Raw genomic sequence first — 20,260 nt, forward strand, 5'->3', positions numbered from 1 at the left:
TTTCACCCGGACAGGCGCTTGTGCGGCGCGGCGGTCGGGGGGTGCAATGGCGGTCACGACGTGTGACCGGTCCAGCACTCTGCGAGGGCGTCGATGAACCCATGCACGCCCCCGTGCAGGTGCGGCCGTCCGGGCGGCCGACTCTGCGAACGCGCGGTGCCGCACTCCAGCTCGCCCAGCGTTCACGCGGGCGATCGGGTGACGCGGGGCAAGGCGGGCGCGCTCGACACCGGCTCCGCCGGACTGATCGTCCGCAGGACCGGGGGAGCGGGCCGTTATGTCCTCACCTGCGGCCACGTGCTCGGCCTGGCTCCGGGGGATACGACGGCGCCGGATGTCAACCTGGTGTACTCGCCCGAGTTGAGCACCTGCTGCGGCTTCGAATGCAGCAAGCCGATCGGGAACGTCGTGGGCGGCACGATGCTGCAGCTCGTGTCCAAGGCGATCCAGAACAAGATCACGATCGGCCGGGTCGACTTCGCCGTGGACGCCGCGCTGGTCGAGCTGGGCAGCGACGCGGCGGCGTCGAACGACGTGCCGAAGATCGGGAAGATCTCCGGGGTCCGTGACCTCGTCTCCGAATGGTCGCTCTCCGCCGCCGAACCGACCGACGGACCCCTGCCGGCGGCACGCCAGATCGCGGTGCGGAAGTACGGCGCGAAGACCGGCCTCACCGCGGGCACGATCGCCGCTCTGCGGAAGGTGCCGATCAAGGAAAAGGTCGGCGACGCCGTGGTCGACGGGCAGGCCTGGCTGTTCGAGGTCCAGGTGGCGGCGTCCGCGGGTCAGTCGGTCCATGAGTACAAGCTGGACATGAATCGGTACAAGACCGACGACCCCACCAGTACCCCGGCCTCCATCGCGGCGGATCTCAGCGGTCCGGGAGTGGATGCCATGCCCGGGGGTTCCACCGACACGCCCACGGTGGTCGTCAAGAGCGCACAGTTCTCCGAACCGGGCGACTCGGGCGCGCCGATCGTCGACAGCAACGGCAAGGTCGTCGGCCTTCTCACCAGCGGAGTCACCAAGCAGATCTACGTGGTGGGGCAGTCCGCGCCGGTGGACATCCTGACCGGCCTGTCCCACTGCCTCTTCATCGACCCGGTGTTCAGGCTCCGGCAGGTGGAACTGCTCCCGGCCGCGCTGAGCTCCGCGGGCCGCCCGGTCGCCGCACCCGGCACGGCCATCACCCGCGCACGGCCCGTGGACTGGTCGGCCGTCCGCAGCGCCTGGGCGGCGGTGGAGGGCAGCGAACTCGGGGCCCGGCTCGGAGCACTGGTCCGCCGGCACATGCACGAGGTGCGTCGCCTGGTGCACCACAACCGCCGGGTGATGGTGACCTGGCACCGCTGCAAGGGGCCCGCCTTCGTCAACCACGCGCTGAACACCGCCGACCAGCCGCGATGGCCGTTGCCCACGGTGATCGACGGCGTCAGTCCGCTGCAGGCGCTGCTCGCGATGAGGGACGTGCTTCTGGCCGAGGGCAGCGCGTCCCTGCGCGCCGACATCGCCGCGCACCAGGACCGGGTGCTCGACCTCGCCGGACGCACCACGTCCCTCCTCGACCTCCTGGAGCTCGCGGACTCCACGCCGCCGGCGGCCGTACGGATCGTGAACGCGCGCGGGGTGCCGGGCGTCGCCGGTGTCCTGGTCCGCGACAGCCGGGGCGTCACGTACCTCCTGGCGAGCCATCACGTCGTCTACGGGGCCGGGGCGGAGGAGGGCGACATTGTGTGGGCCCTGCCCCTCTCGGCCGACCCCGCAGACCCGGCCGGTCCCGTCGAGCCGGCCCCGCTCGGGCGCGCCCGGCGCGGGCACCTGGGGCTGGTGGAGTTCGCCGGAGAGGCCTGCTACGTGGACGGCGCGCTCGTCGAACTGGACGACGCGCCGAACCGGCCCGCATGGCTGCGCGACGCCCTCGCGGGTGCGTGGCCCACCGCGGCCGGGCGGGCCGAACCCGGCGCCGCGGCGCACAAGAGGGGCGCGGCGACGGGTCTGACGCGGGGCACGGTGCTCGATGTCGCCTACCCGGACCGCCCGTTCATCGACGGGCGGGAATGGACGGCGCCGGGACAGCTGCTGGTCGCGTCCCGCGATCCGAGCCGGGCGTTCTCGGCGCCGGGCGACTCGGGCGCCCCGCTCCTGGACGACCGGGGGCGCGTGCTCGGCCTGCTGTGGGGCGCCACGGCCGCCGGTGACGGCGTCGCCTGCCCGGCGGAACCCTTGCTGAACCGACTCGGCGTCGATCCCGTGGGGGCGTTGCCACCCGGCGCCGCCGCCCAGGACGCACCACGACGGGAGGAGCCGGTATGACATCCGCCACCGCGACCGCCACCGCCACCGCGACCGACTGGCGGCAGCTGCTGCCCCAGGTCAGGGAGGCCCTGAGCACGCTCCCCGAGGTGGAGGGCGTGGGTCTCGGGGTGGCGGACACCGACAGCACCGCACTCGTCTGGCGCGTCTATGTGCGAGACGGCCAGGACGCAGCCCGCGACGGGGTGCCGACGGCGTTGCTCGGTCTGCCCGTGCACGTCGTGACCGCCCGTACGAGTGTCCGGACCGCCGACGCGCCCTTCGTCACGGCCGGCGCGAGCATCGAGACCAATCACAACGAGGGCGAGGGCACCCTCGGCTGCTTCGCGCAGGACAGCAGCGGCAAGACCGTCCTGCTGACCTGCTCCCATGTCCTGTTCCCGGGCTTCAGGATCATCGACGACCTCGCCGTCTACACACCCAAGTACAGCAAGTGCTGTTCCAACGGCGTTCGGATCGGCACGCCCGTCTACGACCGGAGCGTCAAGGCCCAGCCCGCCGAGAACAACGAATGGGTGGGCGGGTACCACGACGGCACCTGGACCGGCGGCTTCAACTGGATTCCGGCGAAGGTCCGGGTCATGGGAACCGCGGTGAACGGCCATGCCAGCGAGTACGACTGCGCGACGGCGAGACTCGACCCCGGAGTGAAGTTCCACAACGCCTGGCAGGTCGACCTCGGCGGCTCGACGACCACCATTCCCCTCAAGGGCGCTGTCACCGACGGGCACGGCATCGTCCCGGGGCCTCAAACAGGTACGTTGCCGAGCGACCAGCAGTACGTGCGGATCTACAACGCCGTCAACGGCCGGCTGAAGTTCGGCACGATGCTCAGCCACAAGGCCACGCAGGACGACCCTGACGAGCTCGTCTTCACGGTCGGGATCTCCGACGCCAGAGACCACGGGGCGGGCTCGAAGGCGAACGTGAACCAGTTCCTGATCCTGCCCAGGCCGAGCCCCGTTCCCGGCCAGTCGTTGAACGACAGCTATCGCAACGGCGAGGAGCTGACCTTCGAGGGCGGCGACTCGGGCAGCATGGTGATCAACCACGACAACATGATCATCGCCATGATCATCCGTGCCGGCCCGATCGACGAGTTCTTCAAGCTCGACCGCAGCGCCATCGAGTTCGCCAGCATCGGCAACCTCGCGATCGCCACCCCCATCGCCAAGGTTCTCAGCTTCCTCCAGCTGTCGATCCCGGCGGCGGACCAGGGCTGGTCGGGCACGGTCCCCAGCGCCGGAAGTCCGTCGCCCCTCCTGCTGCGGGGGCCGGCGACCGCTGCCGAACTGGCCCGGCGACGCACCGCGGAGGAGCTGCGCGGGCAACTGCGCACCAGCGTGCTCGGCCGGCTCCTGCTGGGCAAGATCCCGCAGCACCAGAAGGAGGTGCGACGGCTGCTGACCTCGGTGCGCCAGGTGGCCGCGGTCTGGCACGCCCTGCAGGGACCCGCCTTCTACCACCACTGCGTGCGGGGCGCCGAGCATCCCGGGCACCCTGTTCCCGACCGCATCAACGGCGTCAGCCGTGCCCAACTGGTCGACGGCATGCTGCCGTTGCTCATCCAGTACGCCACCCCGCCGCTCCGCCGGGACCTGGAGCGCTACGGGCGGCCGGTGATCGGGGCGCTGCTGTCGGTGGACACCCTGCACGACGTGCCCGCGGCGCTCGCCCGGCCGGGAGGCCGGTCATGACCGGCCGGCGCGGCACGCTGGAGATCCTGGTCGGCCAGCTCGGCACGCTGCTGTCCCCGCTGACCGGCCTGAGCCAGCAGGGCGCCCGGGAGTTCTTCGCGGACGTCGGCCTGCCGCTGACCGACGCGCAGGCGGCCGCCCTCGCGCCGACCCTGGGCACCACCACCGGCGCCGTCGGATTCCTGGGCGAGCTGCTCGACACCCTGCAGGTCGCCGTCGCCGCGGAGAAGTGGGGCGACGTCCTGCAGCAGCTCGTCCAGATCGGCGGGCAGGTCAACACGATCGTCTCCGGATTCGACGGGCTCAAGTCCGCGCTGGCCGCGCTGAACCTGCCGGGCGCCGACCAGATCCTCCCGAACCTGCCGGAGCGGCTGTTCAACCTGCTGCTCGTCAAGCACCTGGAGGGCGGCCAGGGTGTCGACGAGCTCCTCGAATTCTCCGGTGTCCTGGTGCGCACCGACCACAACACCGGCCTGTTCGATCCGCAGAAGCCGTTCTTCACCGAGAACACCCTGCACCTGGAGCGCCTCGGGGGCTGGCTGCAGAACCCCCTGGCGCAGCTGGGCGCGCTGTACGACTGGGGCACGCCGGGCTTCGACGGGCTGAAGATCCTCACCGTGCTCGACCGGCTGGCCGCCCAGGCCGGGCTGCCCTCGCTCCTGGACACCACCACCACGCCGCCGACGCTCGACCTGGTGTTCGCGGTCCTCGTGCCGCGCACCGACGTCCAGCCGCACGGCATCGCCCTCGCGCTGCCGGCCGGCCTGGCCAAGGGCACGCTGGAGCAGTCCGGCGGGGCCTGGACGCTCACCGTCAGCCTGGACGCGGACGTGCCGGCGGGAACCACCCTCGTCCTGCGGCCCGGTGCGTCGGCGGTCGAGCCCCCGCCGGGTGCGACCGTCTCGGCGACGGCGGAGGTCGTCCACAGCTACCGCCGCGACCCGGACGACCCGCTGCTGCTGGTGTCGCTCCCCGGCGGCAGCAGGGTGTCGGTCGAACAGGTCGACTCCACCGTGCGGCTGCGGGCCCGGCCGGACGGCGGCCTCGACATCGGCCTCGGCCTCCAGCTCCAGCGCGGCAAGGTCCTCATCACCCTCGGCGACGACAGCGACGGCTTCCTCGCGACCCTGCTGAAGGACGTGCGCATCGAGAGCGCCTTCGAGCTGGGCGCCCGGTTCACGGCGGCCGACGGCCTGCGCTTCGAGGGCAGCGGCGGCCTGGAGGTGCAGCTGGCCTCCCACATCGGGCTGGGCCCGGTCGACCTCAGCGCGCTCACCCTGACCCTGGGCATCAAGGACGGCACCTTCGCCCTCGGCCTGACCGCCGACGTGAAGGGGAGCCTCGGCCCCGTCTCGGCCGTCGTCCAGGGCCTGGGCACCGACATCCCCGTGGTCCTCGCCCCGCTCGGCAAGGGCAACCTGGGGCCGGTCGACATCCGCCCGGACTTCCGGCCCCCGACGGGTGTCGGCCTCGCGCTGGACCTCCAGTTCGTCAGCGGCGGCGGCTTCCTGGGCTACGACGCGGACCGCCACGAGTACGCCGGGACGCTGGCCCTGCGCCTGGCCGGGTTCATCGACGTCAAGGCGATCGGACTCCTCTCGACCCGGATGCCCGACGGAACTCCGGGCTTCTCCCTGCTGCTGGTGCTGACGGCCGAGTTCGGCGGCATCGGCCTGCAACTGGGGTACGGGTTCACCCTGCTCGCGGTCGGCGGGCTGCTCGGCCTGAACCGGGGGATGAACCTGACCGCGCTCACGGAGGGCGTCCGCACCGGCGCCATCGAGTCGGTGATGTTCCCCAAGGACGTGGTGGCCAACGCGCCGCGCATCCTCAGCGACCTGCGGGCCTTCTTCCCCCCTCAGGAGGGGACGTTCCTGGTCGGGCCGATGGCGAAGATCGGCTGGGGCACTCCCACCCTGATCAGCGTCTCCGTCGGCGTCATCGTCGAGATCCCCGGGAACATCGCCATCGTCGGCGTCCTGCGCTGCAGCCTTCCCGCCGAGGACCTGCCCCTCCTCGTCCTCCAGGTCAACTTCGTCGGAGCGATCGAGTTCGACAAGCAACGGCTCTGGTTCTACGCCCAGTTGTTCGAATCGCGCATCCTGATCATGACCATCGAGGGCGGGATGGGCCTGCTCATCGGCTGGGGCGGGGGAGACTTCGTCCTGTCCGTCGGCGGTTTCCATCCGTCGTTCCGACCGCCTCCGCTGCCCTTCCCGGTCCCGCCGCGCATCGCGGTCGACATCATCCACACGCCCACCGCCCTCATCCGGGTCAGCGGCTACTTCGCGGTCACCAGCAACAGCGTGCAGTTCGGAGCCCAGGCGGAACTCGTCCTGGGCTTCGACGACTTCGGGCTCCAGGGGCACCTCGCCTTCGACGCCCTGTTCCGGTTCTCCCCGTTCGCCTTCACCATCGACATCGCGGTCGACCTCACGCTGAAGGCCTTCGGCGTCGGTGTCTTCGGCGTGCACCTCCGGTTCCAGCTGGAGGGCCCGGCGCCCTGGCGGGCCCACGGTCGCGGATCGATCTCGCTGCTCTTCTTCGAGATCTCCGCGAACTTCGACCTGACCTGGGGCGACAGCCACAACCCCACGCTCCCCCCGGTCGACGCCCTCGCCCTGCTCGGCGACGAGATCGGCAAGGTGGAGGGCTGGCGGACCGAGCTGCCCAGCGGCGGCAGCCAGGCACTGGTCAATCTGCGCACCCTGCCCGCCACGGAGGGCCTGGTCCTGCACCCGCTCGGCACGCTGTTCATCCGGCAGCGCGTGATCCCGCTGCACGTGCGCGTGGACCGGGTCGGGGCCCAACGGCCGCTCACCGGACACCGCTTCAATGTCGCACCGGCCCCGGACAGCGGTCTGACGCAGGCCTCGACCACCACCGACCGGTTCGCCATGGCCCAGTTCCAGGACATGGACGACGCGGCGAAGCTGAGCCGCCCCGCCTACGAGGACCAGGACGCCGGGCTGGAGCTGACCCCCCTCCAGGGGACGCTCGCCTCCGCCCGCGCCGCCCGCCGCAGCGCCCGGTACGAGATGATCGTGATCGACAGCAGGCGCCGCCCCGCGACCCTCCGGGCCGAGGGCCGGACACGCATCCCGGACCCGCCCGCGCCGGCGGCGGCCAAGCGGCTCTACGCGGCCAGCCCGGCCGTGTTCCAGCAGCTCCTCGGCGGCAGCAGTACCGGCCGCTCCGCGCTCTCCCAGCACGAGGCCACCCTGCGCCAGCCGTTCGCCGACGACGTCCTGCGGGTGACCGGGCCGCGCTACGCCGTCGCGTACCGGCGCAACAACCGGACGGCGTTCTCGCCCGGCACGCCCGCCTTCGCCGACGCCCCGGCCAGTTTCCTCAGCCAGGCCGCCGCGACCGACGCGCTCGCCGCGATGGAGGACGCCGACCCGCGCCGGCAGGGCACCCTGCACGTCATCCCCCGGTCGGAGACGGTGGGCACTCCGGCCACCCCCGGCGGATGGACCGGCGCGGCGAACATCCCGACGGCCCTCGCGGCCGACACGGGCACGGACACCGCCGTCCTGCTGGCGACGGGCCGGGTCCTGCTGGCCGGCGGCACGGACGAGACCGGGGGTGCTCGGACCGACAGCCTGCTGTTCGACCCGGTCAGCGGCACCTGGACCCAGGCGGGCCGGCTGCGCACCGGCCGTCGGCGGCACGGCCTGGTCAGGCTGGGCAGCGGCGGCGTCCTGGCCGTCGGCGGGATCGGCCCGGACGGCGCGGCCCTGAAGTCCGCCGAGGGCTACGACCCCGTCGCCGGGACCTGGTCGACGCTCCCCGGGGCCATGAAGACCGCTCGGTACGGGCACTCCGTCACGGCCCTCGCCTCCGGGCGCGTCCTGGCCGCGGGCGGCACCGGTGCCCGTGGAGCGGAACCCGTCGCCCTGGCCTCCGCCGAGCTGTTCGACCCCACCGCCGGCACCTGGAGCGCCGCCGGGCCGATGACGGACGCCCGCACCGGGCACCGGGCGGTGGCACTGAGGAACGGCTCCGTCCTGGTCGTCGGGGGCACGGTGTCCACCGGCCGCGGGCCCGCGGCCCTCGCCTACTGCGAGCTGTACGATCCCGCCGCCGGCACCTGGAAGCCCACGGGCAGCCTCACCACCGCACGCGTCGGCCACCAGGCGACCCTGCTGCCCGACGGCCGGGTCCTGGTCACCGGCGGTGACACCCCCACCGGCCGTCCCCGCGGCCGGTACCGCGCCGGCAGCCTGGCCACCGCCGAGCTCTACGACCCCACCACCGGCCAGTGGACCACCGTCTCGCCCATGCCCGGCGGGCGCAGCCGGCACCGGGCCGTCCTGCTGTCCACCGGCAAGGTGCTCGTCCTCGGCGGGACCGGCGCTCCGGGCGACCACGCGGGATTCCGCGGCACCGTCACCTACGACCCCGCCGCGGACACCTGGTCCCCGACCGGCGGACTGGCCGCCGGCCGCTGGGACTTCACCGCCCTGGCGCTCTCCGACGGACGGGTCCTCACCACCGGTGGCCGCGTCCTCGCCGGCACGGCGGCACCCGGCGGCGCGGATGTCCTGACGGACACCGCCGAGATCTTCACCCCGTGAACGCATCGACCGGAACACGGCGACCGGAACACGGCGACCGGAACGCATCGACAGGCACGCATCGACAGGCACGCATCGACGACGAAGGGGTTCGCGCCCATGACCAGTACCCTCGCGGCGGCGACCGGGAAGTGGACGGCCACCGGCGACCTGCCCGCGGCCGCAGGCTGGTACGGCCGGCATGACAACGCGATCGTGCTGACCGGCACGAAGGTCCTCGTCATGGGCGGCTCCGACGGATCGGCCGCGGCGCTCGCCCGGGCCGCCGTCTACGACCACACCACCAAGGCCTGGACCGCCACCGGAAGTCTGCAGACACCCCGTCGGCTGCACACCGCGACCCGGCTGTCCGACGGCAAGGTGCTGGTCGCGGGAGGCATCAGCGGAACCGCCCAGTTCCCGGCGCCGGGCCTGGCCGCGGCGGAGATCTACGACCCCGTCGCCGGCACCTGGACCAGCACCGGGAGCATGCACACCGCGCGCTGGGGACACAGCGCCGCCCTCGTGGGCGACAAGGTGCTCGTCGCCGGCGGGACGACGATCCGCTCCGCCCAGTCGGTCAAGGCCCTGGCCTCCGCCGAGCTGTTCGACCCGGCCACCGGTACGTGGACGGAGACGGCGCCGATGACCGACGCCCGCAGCGGGCACCCGGCCGTCGTGCTGGCCAATGGCCGGGTGCTGGTCTCCGGCGGCACCCTGCCCACGGCCCGTGACGAGGACACCGCACTGGCGTACTGCGAACTCTTCGACCCCGCCGCCGCCACCTGGAGCCCGACCGGCGCCCTCCTCGCCCCCCGCGCCGAGCACCAGGCCACCGCGCTCTCCGCGGGAGCCGCGGTGCTCGTCACCGGTGGACGGGCGCCGGGCGGTCCCGGCGACGGCACCTTCGACCCGTTCAGCCGGGCCGGGGCGGAGCTCTACAGCCAGGACACCGGAACGTGGACCGCGGTACCGGACATGCCCGGAGGTCGTGCCCTGCACCGCGCCGTTCCGCTCGGGGGGACGCAGGTCCTGGTGGTGGGAGGCGGCGACGGCGTGGGCGACGACGTCGGCTTTGCGAGCGCCGCCCTCTTCGACGCGACGACCCGCGGCTGGAGCGCCGCGGCGGGGCTCGGCACGGGCCGGTTCGCGTTCGCCGCCGCACCGCTGTCGGACACCCTGGTGCTGGTCGCCGGGGGCGTCGTGCGCTCCGGACAGGCCGCGGCCGACCCCGCTGTCCAGGAGCTGACCGTCAAGGCGGAGTTCTTCGACGTGGCCGCGGCGGTCAGCCCGTGACGGACAACGCCTACACGTTCCTGCCCTGGCTCCGGGCCGGCATCGCCACCAGGATCACCACCGACCCGGGGACCGCCGCCCGGGCGAGCGTTCCGGTCGCGCTGCGGGTCACCGCGGAGGACGGCACCGGCGCGGGGCCGCTCAGCCGTGACGTGCAGCGCACCGTGCAGATCTACGGTCCCGGCGACGTCATCGGGATCGATCCGCGCGCCGTCTCGCGCACCGAGCCGCGGTCCTGGATCACCAACATGGAACCCAACTACCTGGCGCACATCGAGTTCCAGGACGAGGACTTCCCCTGGCGCTACAGCCCCGCCGCCCCCGACGCCACCACACGCCGGCTGCTGCCCTGGCTGGCGCTGGTCGTGCTCGCCGCGGGGCCGGACTCCCGCTCCAGCGACGGCGCCGAGTTCACCGACGGCAGGGCCGCCGGCCGGCCACTGCCGTACATTGCCGTGAGCAACCCGAGCGCCCTGCCGCCGTCCGACCAGCTGGGCGCCTGGGGGCACGTCCACGTCAACGGATCGCTCGACTCACCCGTGGTCTCCGAGGACATGGGCAGTGTGCTGCCCGCGCTCGCCCAGGTGCTGCGCACCAACGCCGACCACGCGTGCGCCCGGCTGCTGTGTCCACGTCGGCTGACTCCGGACACCGCCTATCACGCCTTCCTCGTACCCGCCTTCGAGACCGGACGCCTGGCCGGCCTCGGTCTCGACCCGGCCGCCGCACCGGGCGCGCTCCACCCCAGCTGGGGGAAGGGCTACAACGGCCAGCAGGCTCCGGGGCAGCTGCCGTACTACCACCGCTGGTTCTTCTCCACGGGCAGCGCGGGCGACTTCGAGTACCTGGTCCGTCTGCTGGACCCCGTTCCCGAACTGGACCCCCGGGTCGGCCGCCGGGACCTCGACGTGCACCGGTCGGCGGGGCCCGGACTGCCCGGCATCACCGTGCCGACGGTGCTCGGCGGCGTGCTCAAGCTCGGCGGCGCGTTGCGGCAGCCGGACCGTCCGAGCGACGACTACGACACCTGGGACGATCTCCAGCGGCTCGGATTCCACTATCCGCACCCGTTCCAGCAGGCTCTGGCCGGTCTGATCAACCTGGCCGACGACTACCTCACCCGGACCCCGGCCGCCGCCCACGGCGCCCTGGCGACCACGCTCGCCGCGCCGCCCGTCGGCGCCGCCGATCCGGTGGTCACCCCGCCGCTGTACGGACGCTGGCACGCGCCGGCCTCCCGGCTGCTGACCGAACGCGACGGCAGCCCGGCCGCCAACCAGCGCAACTGGGTGCACCGGCTCAACCTCGACCCCAGGTTCCGGGTGGCGGCCGGCCTCGGCGCCCAGGTGGTGCAGAAGCGGCAGGAGGAGTTCATGCAGGCCGCCTGGGCCCAGGTCGGCGACGTCCTGGCCGCCAACGCGCGCATCCGGGCGGCACAGTTGGCCCGCGAAGTGAGCACGGTGCTGCAGAACAAGCACCTGGACCCCCCGGCCGCGGCCCTCACCGCGGTTCCCGCGTCGGGGAGGGCGCTCACGCTGACCGCGCCGGCCCATTCCCGGGTCGTCACGACCACCCAGCAGGCGGCGACGGCGAGCGGACGGTCGGCGGGCCCGGCCGAGCAGCTCGCCGTCGGCTTCCACTTCTCGGAGAGCCGGGTCTCCACCGCCCCGGTGTCCGCGCCGATGCGCCGCATCGCCCGGCCCGGATCACGGCTGGTGCGCGGGCTGCCGTTCACCGCGGACCGGTCGCCGCACGACCTGATCGTCAGGATGGACGCGGACATCGGAGGTGTCACGGCGGCGCCCCCCAAGGTGCGGCCGGCCGCCGTGATCACGCCCACCCGGCTCGACCAGGTGCTCCACCCCACCCCGGCCGTCGCCGCGGCCGCGGCCCCGACCGACCCGGTGGACCAGCTGCCGACGAGCCACGACTTCGTCCTGACGCTCCCCGGGGACACCTTCATCCCCTCCCCGGGCGGTGCGGACAGCCCCGAGGCGCAGTCCTTCAAGCAGGCGCTGCACGAGATCTACCAGGGCTACTCGGACGCCCAGTTGGGCGGCCAGGACGGCGCACGCCGCCCGCTGGACGTCCTCGGCACCACGGCGGCGACCCTGGCCGGACTGCGGCCGGACGACACCGTGCCGCGGAGCCTGCTCAGCTCCGTCCGGCTGCCCGGGCGACTGGCGCCCTTCGCCGAGCAGTTCCTCGAGGCCATGGCGTACCCGGTCCTGGACATGCCGATGTACCGGGCGCTGCTCGACATGTCGGTGGACCTGTTCATGCCGAACATCAACCTGGTCCCGCCCAACTCGATCACCCTGCTGGAGACGGACCAGGAGTTCATCGAGGCCTACCTGGTCGGGCTCAACCACGAGATGGCCAACGAGCTGCTCTGGCGCGAGTACCCCACCGACCAGCGGGGCACGCCCTTCCGCCAGTTCTGGGACGTCCGCGCGGCGCCAGCCCTGCCGGGCGAGAGCGCCGGCGAACGGCGCGAACGGCTGTACGACATCCCGCCGGTCGCGACCTGGACGCAGGAGTCCAAGCTCGGCGAGCACAACAACCGCGAGACGGGCGTCCAGGCGAACGAGCTGGTGCTGGTCATCCGCGGCGAGCTGCTGAAGAAGTACCCCAACGCGGCGATCTACGCCCACCGCGCCCGCTGGGAACTCACCGACGGACAGCCCGACCCCCGGAAGGAACGCCTGCCCGTCGACCTGGTCGACGAGGCGAACCCCTCGCACGACGAGATCCGGCTTCCGCTGTACGAGGCGAAGATCGAGCCGGACATCTACCTGCTCGGCTTCGACCTCACCGCCACGGAGGCCAAGGGAGCCGAACCACCCGGCAGCGCGGGCTGGTTCTTCGTCATCAAGGAACGACCGGGGGAGCCCCGGTTCGGCGCGGACGTCGAACCCGACGCGACCCCGCCCCGGGTCGAGGTCTGGAACGACCTCTCCTGGCCGGACATCGACCCCGCGTCCACCGGGTTCGTCCGGCTCGACGAGAGCACCGTGCCCGTCGTCCTGCGCGAGTTCGCCCACCCGGAGGACGACCCCGAGAAGCACGACCAGCACACCGAGGACCTGTCCCTGCCGCTGTGGCACGCGGGACTGAGCTCCGCCGACATCGCCTACGTCCTCTTCCGGGCACCGGTCCTGATGGCCGTGCACGCACAGGAGATGCTGCCGTGACCACCCTCCACCCGACCGCGGCCCTGCCGCTCAGCGACGACTTCCCGGTCCTGCTCGGACCGGTGCGCATCGAGACCCGCTTCACCGCCGCCGAGCTGCTCGTCCGGATCTTCCCCGACGAATGGTCGGTGGAGTCCTTCGAGCCCCTGCCCACCCAGGCGGAGATCGGCGCGGTCGACGCCTACTGGACCGCGCTGTGGCGGGCCGGCGGCAACGCGCCCGCCGAACAGGCCGCGTGGCAGGAGCTGACGGCGAGGGTGCCGGCGGGGCGGGCGAGCTGGCTGCTGCAGAACCGGCGCCCCGCCAACCCGACCGAACAGCCCACCGGCGTGGACCCCGGCACCGCCGTTCTGGTGCTCGTCACCCCGCAGCCCGTGGCGGCGGCCGACCGGCAGCCCACCACCACGTACTGGACCGCCGTGTGGCAGGCCCACGGGGACCGGGCCAAGATCGCCGCGGCCGACGCGGCGCTGCTGGCGGCGGTGGGAGCCGCCCGCGCGGACGCCGTCCGCGCCAGCCGACCGGTCGGCATCGACGGCGCGTCGACGGCGACCGGGAACAGCGTCCTGGTGGCGTTCCTCGTACTGCCGCCTCCCGCCGCCACGGACGTGTCGTCGCGTTCCTGGACCCAGGCCCCCCGGGCCCGGCTGCTGCCCGACCGGTTCACCGTGACCGGGTACGTCGGCGCCGCCCAGGTGTTCTCCGTCACCGGTGCGCCGGTGCCGGCCACGCTGGACGTCGGACCGGACCCCGGCTCCGCCGACAAGCCGAAGGTCGACGAGCGGACCGGGGTGCTGACCGTCCCCGCCGCGCTGCGCTGGCTGACCGACTTCGACACGGCGGTCGGCGTCGGCATGGCGGTGCGGGTGCCGCTGCAGGACAGCTTCCGGGGCGGCGTCGAACGGCTCGTCGTCCTAGGTCTGCGGGTGAACAGCACCGCCGGACAGACCGCCACCGACTTCGCCGACCTGCTGACGCGCCAGCTGCGCAGCCAGGCCGGCTTCAGTCTGCTGCCGCAGGGCACCCCGACCAACAACAGCGAGGAGACACCCGCGGGACAGGACCCGCGCGCGGTGTCCGCCGCGGTGCTGCGTGCCGCGTCCGCCCCCACGGCCGCGGCGGCGGCCGACGACTGGACGACCCGGACGGACGGCCGGTGGTTCGCCGAACTCCTCGGTCTCGACCCGGCCGTGATGACCGGCGTGGCGGGTGCGGACGGCACCGACCAGCGCGAGGCCCGGGCCGCGAACCTCGCGCTGTGGCCCGCCACCTGGGGTTCCTATCTGCAGACCATGCTGTATCCGACGGTTCCGGACCGTACGGTGAGCGACACCCGGGACTTCTTCGTCCGCTACGTCTCCGGACGCGGCCCGATTCCCGCGGTCAGGATCGGACGCCAGCCGTACGGCATCCTGCCGACGACCGTCTTCTCCCGGCTGACCTGGCCCCAGACCGCCACCCACCGCCGGGCGCTGGGCGCCCTGCTGTCCGCGGCCGCCGTCGACTGGAGGAACGCCGCCGCCCAGGTGTCGTACCTGGGCAAGCACACCCCGCCCGGGACACCGGCGGCCGATCCGCACCAGCTGCTGCTGGACATCCTCGCCCTGCACCCCACCTCGGCCGAGTACCACCAGCGCTACGCGCAGAGCGTCGAGGACATCTACAACCGCGAGAACCTCGGCAGCAACGGCCCGCGGGTGCTGCCGGCGCTGGACCGGCTCGGCATGCCGCAGCCGATCCTCGCCCTCCTGCACCGGCTGGCCCCGCCCGGACAGCCCGCCGTCGACCCGGCCATCGTCCGCCGCCTGTTCACCGAGGAGCAGTACCCGCTGCTCGGTCCCCTCGTCGACGACCAGCCGCTGTCCGAGAGCAGGACGGTCCGGTCCTACGTCCCCGACGGGCGCAACTACCTGCAGTGGCTCGCCGACAACGCGGCGCGCGACCTGGAGGCCGTCCGTCTGGAGAAGGGCTTCACCGACGACCGGCCCCCGGCGGCCGTGCTCTACCTGCTGCTGCGGCACGCGGTGCTGCTCGGCTGGGAGCAGACCGCGCGCGGGCTGGCCGCCGCGGCGGGCGAGACGCTGTCGGCCGCCGACCCGCTGTTCATCCACATCCGTGACACCCAGCCGCCCCAGCCCAGCGAGAGCCGGTACCGGAAGCTGTACGCTCCCGACCCCGCCATCACCCATGACCCGTCGAAGCTCGTCGTCGACTTCATTCCGGATGTGCTGGCCACCCATCCCGCGGCCCGGCAGCTGGCCGAGCAGACCGCCGCCCTCCGGCTGCTCGCCGACGTGCCCACCGCCCGGCTGGAACGCGTGCTGGCCGAGCACCTGGACTGCGCGACCTACCGGTTGGACGCCTGGCGGCTCGGCCTGGTCAACGAACGCCTGGCCGAACTGCGGTACGGAGCCGACGGCACCTCTCCGGCCCGTCCCGGGCTGCACCTCGGTGCCTACGGATGGCTGGAGGACGTCAGACCCGCCACCGCGGCCCTCACCCCCGTCCACCTGACGGGCAGTCTCGGCGCGCTGTTCACCCCGAGCGGGTCCAGCCCGCTGCTGCAGGATCCCGGGAACGGCGGGTACGTGCACGCCCCGTCGCCCGCCCAGGCGACCACCGCGGCCGTCCTGCGGGCCGGCTACCTCGCCAACGGCTCGCCCGGGAACCCCGGCTGCTTCGCCGTCAACCTCAGCTCCGACCGCGTCCGGGTCGCGCTCACCCTGCTGGACGGGCTCCGGCAGGGCCAGTCGCTGGGCGCGATGCTGGGCTACCGGTTCGAACGGGGCCTGCACGAGGGGCACCCCGAGGTCGAACTGGACAAGTTCCTGCCGGCGCTGCGCGGGGCGTTCCCGCTGCGCTCCGGGAAGCTCTCGACCGCCGCGCCGGGCACTCCGGTCGAACTGGTCGAGGCACGGAACGTCGTCGACGGACTGGCGCTCGTCCGCGCCGCGACCCGGGAACCCGCCCACCCCGAGTACCCCTTCGGCGTCGCGAACCTGCCCACCGCGACCGACGCCGAGCAGCAGGCGATGAACGCCGAAGTGCAGCACCTGCTCGACCTCCATGACGCGGTGTCCGACCTCGCCGTCGCCGAAGCCACCCACCAGACGCTCCGGGGAAACCCCGAACGGGCGTCGGCGACCCTCGACGCCTACGCCAAGGAGGGCTTCCCGCCCGATCCGGCCGTGGTCCGCACCCCGCGCAGCGGCGTCACCCTCACCCACCGGCTGGGCCTGATGTTCACTCCCGGGCTGAGCCACGGGCTCGGTCCGGTGGTGCTCCCCGGCACCGCTCCGCGGGCGCTGGGGGAGCCGGCGGTCAACGCCTGGCTGCCCACGATGCTGCCGTCCGCGACGGACGTGGCCACCACCGTGGAATGGCAGGACCCGGTCACCGGGGCCCACCGCCTCCGGGTGGTCACCCAGGCCGACCTCGGGCTCCAGCCCCTCGACATGCTGTGGGGCGTCCAGCCGACGGACGACGCGGCGCTCACCGACCTGGACGACCGGATCGTCGCCGTGGTCGTGGCCCAGGAGCGGCCACGACCCGATGCGAAGCTGGTGATCCGCCACACCGAGCGGATCACCGGCAAACTGACCTTCTTCGAGGTGTCGCCCCTGGTCGGCGCACTGCGCTCGCTGCTGACCCGGTCACGTCCGCTGCGGCCGACGGACCTGGTCCCGGGCGCCGCCGGACAGCCGGTCGACCGGACCACGGACGACGCCGTCACCCTGGACCGGGGCCGGCCGGCGGCGGTTCGCGCCGTCCTCGACCAGCTGCGCCAGGACACCGCTTCCTATGTCGCCTCGCTGGCCCCCCGTTTCCCCGACGCGCCCGCCAAGCCCGACCGGGCCGCCCTCGTCGCGGGCATCGACACCTTCCTGACCGGCTACGCGAACCTGGCTCGGACGGCAGGGGGCTTCGGCATGCCGCGCAGCGGCTGGGGCGAGGCGGTCCTGTGGCGCGGAGCCGTGTTCGGCGACGTGCTGACGGCCGTCGCGGCGACCGCGGACCGCATGGCCGCCTCGCTGGCGGCCGCCGACGCCCTGATCGCCGCGTACGACCAGCTCCCCTCCTCGGCCACGGTCGACCGGCGGTTCGGGCTGCTCCAGCAGGCGGAATGGCGGCTCACCACCAAGCCCACCACCCCTCGTCCCGCCCAGCCCGGGCAGCTGCGCGCGATCGTCGGCGGGGAGCGCGCCGCCTTCAACTCGCGCCTCCTGGCGCTGCGCGCCGTCGCCAGGACGACGGACACCACGCTCAGCGCGCTGCTCGCGGACGTGGCCGCTCTCCTGCCGCTGAGCGCGTTCGACCCGGCGGGGCTCGATCTGACGCCCTTCCAGGACCGGATCGTCGGCTTCGCCAGGGATCTGCTGGACCGGGCCGGCTCCCTGCTCACCGAGGTGACCAGCAGGCTCGCCGCCGCCGACAAGGCCCTGGCCGCGTACGACCAGGCCCTGACCGCCCCCGACCGGGTGCGGGCCGCGACCGACGCGCTGCAGGCGATGCTCGGCCGCGACTTCCTCGTGGTGCCCGAGTTCACCGCGCCGGACCAGCTCCAGACGGACTGGAGGAAGGCCCGCATCGACAAGGATCAGCTGCTGAGCCATCTGGTCCAGGACTTCCGGCGCGACTTTCCGGTCGACGACTGGGTGCACGGCATCGCCCGGGTGCGCGAGAAGCCGCGGTTGTGGGAACAGGCCGTGTTCGTCGCCGACGCCCTGCGAGGGCCGGGCGGGCTGCTCGGCGACCTCCTCGGATGGCAGGAACCCGAGCTGGTGCCCGTCCAGCTGCCCTACCGCCCGAACGACCACTGGCTGGGCATGGAGTTCGCGGCGGGCACCCGGATCACCGAGGACCGGGTGCTCTTCACCGCCCACTACGCTCCCGAGCCGCTGCTGGGCGTCAACCGGCACTGCGGGCTGCTGCTCGACGAATGGACCGAAGTCGTCCCGGCCCAGCAGGAGACCACCGGGATCGCGTTCCACTACAACGGCCCGGACGCGGAGCCGCCGCAGGCCATGCTCCTCGTCACCCCACCGCAGCGGACGGGCAACTGGAGCGCCGACGACCTGCTCGGCGCCGTCGGCGAGACCCTCGACCTGGCGAAGACCCGCGCCGTCGAGCCCGCGCACCTGGACACCACCGCCTACGCACAACTCCTGCCCGCGACGGTGATGTCGGCGACCCGGCGGCCGATCACGATCAGCACCGATCTCGCAACCGCCAACCTGCGAGGAAAAGCCGATGCCTGAGCCCACCCGTATCGAGGACCTCCGCGCCGCGCTCGACCAGCGGCTGTTCCCCACCGTCGGACTCTGGAACCGCCTGGAGGGCCGCCCGCGCACCACGTCGTTCGAGCGTGCGCTGCGTGCGGAGGTCCGCGACCCGCTCTGGATGCTGACGCGCCAATGGCAGCTCGGTGAGTTCCGGGGCACCGACGCCGGGTCGCCCGTCACCGCGACCTACTCGGTGGCCACCTCCGTGCCGTCCAGGTTCCGGCCGGGGTCCGGTGCGGCCGAGGCCCTGCCGAACGACCGGCCGCTGGAGGTGGTGGCCGAGCGCCGGGCCCTGCCGTTCGCGTTCGGCCCGGATCCGATCTCCTTCGACCTGCGCCTGGCCATCGGACGGCGCTGGATGAAGCTCCTCGGCCCGCAGCTCGGCCTCAAGCAGCTGCGCAAGACCTACATCGCCAAGTACCCGATCGCCCTGCCCGATCCGGGAGTGGACGCCGACACCCCGCGCACGTCCGACCCTCAGGTGTGGTCCACCCTGCAGGCGGTCGCCGGCCGCCGGATGGACGGGTACGCGCTCTACCGGCACATCAAGGTGGACAACGGCAAGGCCTCGGACGGCATCTCCGCCTCGGGGCCGGCACGTGCGCAACTGGACAGCCTGGGTGTCCGTCTTGTCGCGTGGTTCGACGACCTGTTCGACCAGCCCGGCGGCGACGCGACCTGGGACGCCACCAGGCTCGAACACCGGTTCTCGATCTCCGCCGCTCCGACCGGCACCGAGAAGGTCCTGACCGCACAGGAGTTCCCCGGTGGCCACCTGGACTGGCACGCGTTCTCCGTCGACCCGGGTGCCCCGCTCGGCGGGACGGCTCCGCCGCCGGCGCCCCTCAACCGCACCGTGTTCCCGGCGCCGGTCCGGTACTCGGGCATGCCCCTGCCCCGCTGGTGGGCGGTGGAGGACGGCCGTACCAACTTCGCCGGTGTCCAGCCGGACAGCACCGACCTGGCGAAGCTCGTCTTCCTCGAATTCGCGCTCGTCTACAGCAACGACTGGTACCAGCTGCCCTGCGACCTCCCGGCCGGAGTGCTCGCGTCGATCCGGGGACTGGCGGTCACCGACGTGTTCGGGCAGCGGCAGTGGATCAGCCCGGCGGGGGCGGGCCAGGACGAGGACTGGCAGCGCTGGTCGATGTACACCCTGGACACGATCGGCACCGCCGACGTTCCCGCCGACCTGAGCCTCTTCCTCCCCCCGACCGTGCCGAAGGTGGCCGAGGGGCCGCCGTTGGAGGAGATCGCGCTGATCCGCGACGAGAACGCCAACATGGTCTGGGGCGTGGAGAAGACCGTCCCGCTGCCCACCGGCGAGGCCCGCCGGGGCAGCGAGGTCGTGGCGCAGATCCTCCAGCACCGCCGGCGCTTCGTGCCCGCCCCGGCCGCCGACGCGCCCCGCGCGCCGATCGGCTACCAGGCGATGAGCGTCGTCCCCGAGAACTGGGTGCCCTTCCTCGCGGTGCACGTTCCCGGCGGCGACCGGGCCATCCGGTTGCAGCGCGCCGCCATGCCCAGCGTGATCGACGGCAAGCCGGTCCGGCCGCACACGAGTCTGCTCAGGGAGGGCATCGACGCGGGAAACCCCTACTTCGTCAACGAGGAGGAGGTGCCTCCGACCGGAACCACGCTCGCCCTCGCCTACCACCGCACCCGCTGGTACGACGGCAGCGTCTCCGTCTGGCTCGGCGCCCGACGGGGCGTCGGTCGCGGCGAGGGCTCCAGCGGGCTGGTCTTCGACACCCTCGTCGACACCGCTCGGCCCTGAGGCACCGACGCCGGCCGGCGGGGACCGCTGCCTGCCTTCGGACGAGCCCGTGTCGCACGTTCGGTCCAAGCGCGCGCGCCCTCGGGGGACCGGCGGCGGACCCGGCGGAGGCTGGGGTGTCAGGTGGGGGGATCGCCAACCG

Annotated in this window: 7 protein-coding genes; all 7 read left to right on the forward strand. The window is 73.2% G+C overall.

Annotated elements, in window-relative coordinates:
• Nucleotides 1–198: 198 nt before the first annotated feature.
• Nucleotides 199–2,313, forward strand: a complete 2,115-nt coding sequence (locus tag ACFVVU_RS00125; protein WP_387787103.1) for a hypothetical protein — start codon at nt 199–201, stop codon at nt 2,311–2,313.
• Nucleotides 2,310–4,010: a hypothetical protein gene (locus ACFVVU_RS00130; protein WP_387787106.1), complete on the forward strand. Its 1,701-nt coding sequence runs from the start codon at nt 2,310–2,312 to the stop codon at nt 4,008–4,010. Before ACFVVU_RS00125 ends, ACFVVU_RS00130 begins: the two co-directional genes overlap by 4 nt.
• A complete protein-coding gene (locus tag ACFVVU_RS00135) occupies nt 4,007–8,590 on the forward strand; it encodes a DUF6603 domain-containing protein (RefSeq protein ID WP_387787109.1) in 4,584 nt (1,527 codons plus the stop codon). The genes ACFVVU_RS00130 and ACFVVU_RS00135 overlap by 4 nt, the downstream gene beginning before the upstream one ends.
• 99 nt (nt 8,591–8,689) lie before the next feature.
• Nucleotides 8,690–9,865, forward strand: a complete 1,176-nt coding sequence (locus ACFVVU_RS00140; RefSeq protein WP_380678911.1) for a kelch repeat-containing protein — start codon at nt 8,690–8,692, stop codon at nt 9,863–9,865.
• On the forward strand, nt 9,862–13,059 hold the full coding sequence (locus tag ACFVVU_RS00145; RefSeq protein ID WP_387787112.1) for a hypothetical protein: 3,198 nt from the start codon (nt 9,862–9,864) through the stop codon (nt 13,057–13,059). The genes ACFVVU_RS00140 and ACFVVU_RS00145 overlap by 4 nt, the downstream gene beginning before the upstream one ends.
• On the forward strand, nt 13,056–18,317 hold the full coding sequence (locus ACFVVU_RS00150) for a hypothetical protein (protein ID WP_387787114.1): 5,262 nt from the start codon (nt 13,056–13,058) through the stop codon (nt 18,315–18,317). The genes ACFVVU_RS00145 and ACFVVU_RS00150 overlap by 4 nt, the downstream gene beginning before the upstream one ends.
• Nucleotides 18,310–20,118 carry a hypothetical protein gene (locus tag ACFVVU_RS00155; protein ID WP_387787116.1) on the forward strand — a complete coding sequence of 603 codons (1,809 nt, stop codon included), beginning with the start codon at nt 18,310–18,312 and terminating at the stop codon, nt 20,116–20,118. Before ACFVVU_RS00150 ends, ACFVVU_RS00155 begins: the two co-directional genes overlap by 8 nt.
• Nucleotides 20,119–20,260: the final 142 nt, after the last annotated feature.

Origin of the sequence: Kitasatospora sp. NPDC057965, from assembly GCF_042887135.1 — a bacterium.
In the GTDB taxonomy this organism is placed as follows: Bacteria; Actinomycetota; Actinomycetes; order Streptomycetales; family Streptomycetaceae; genus Kitasatospora.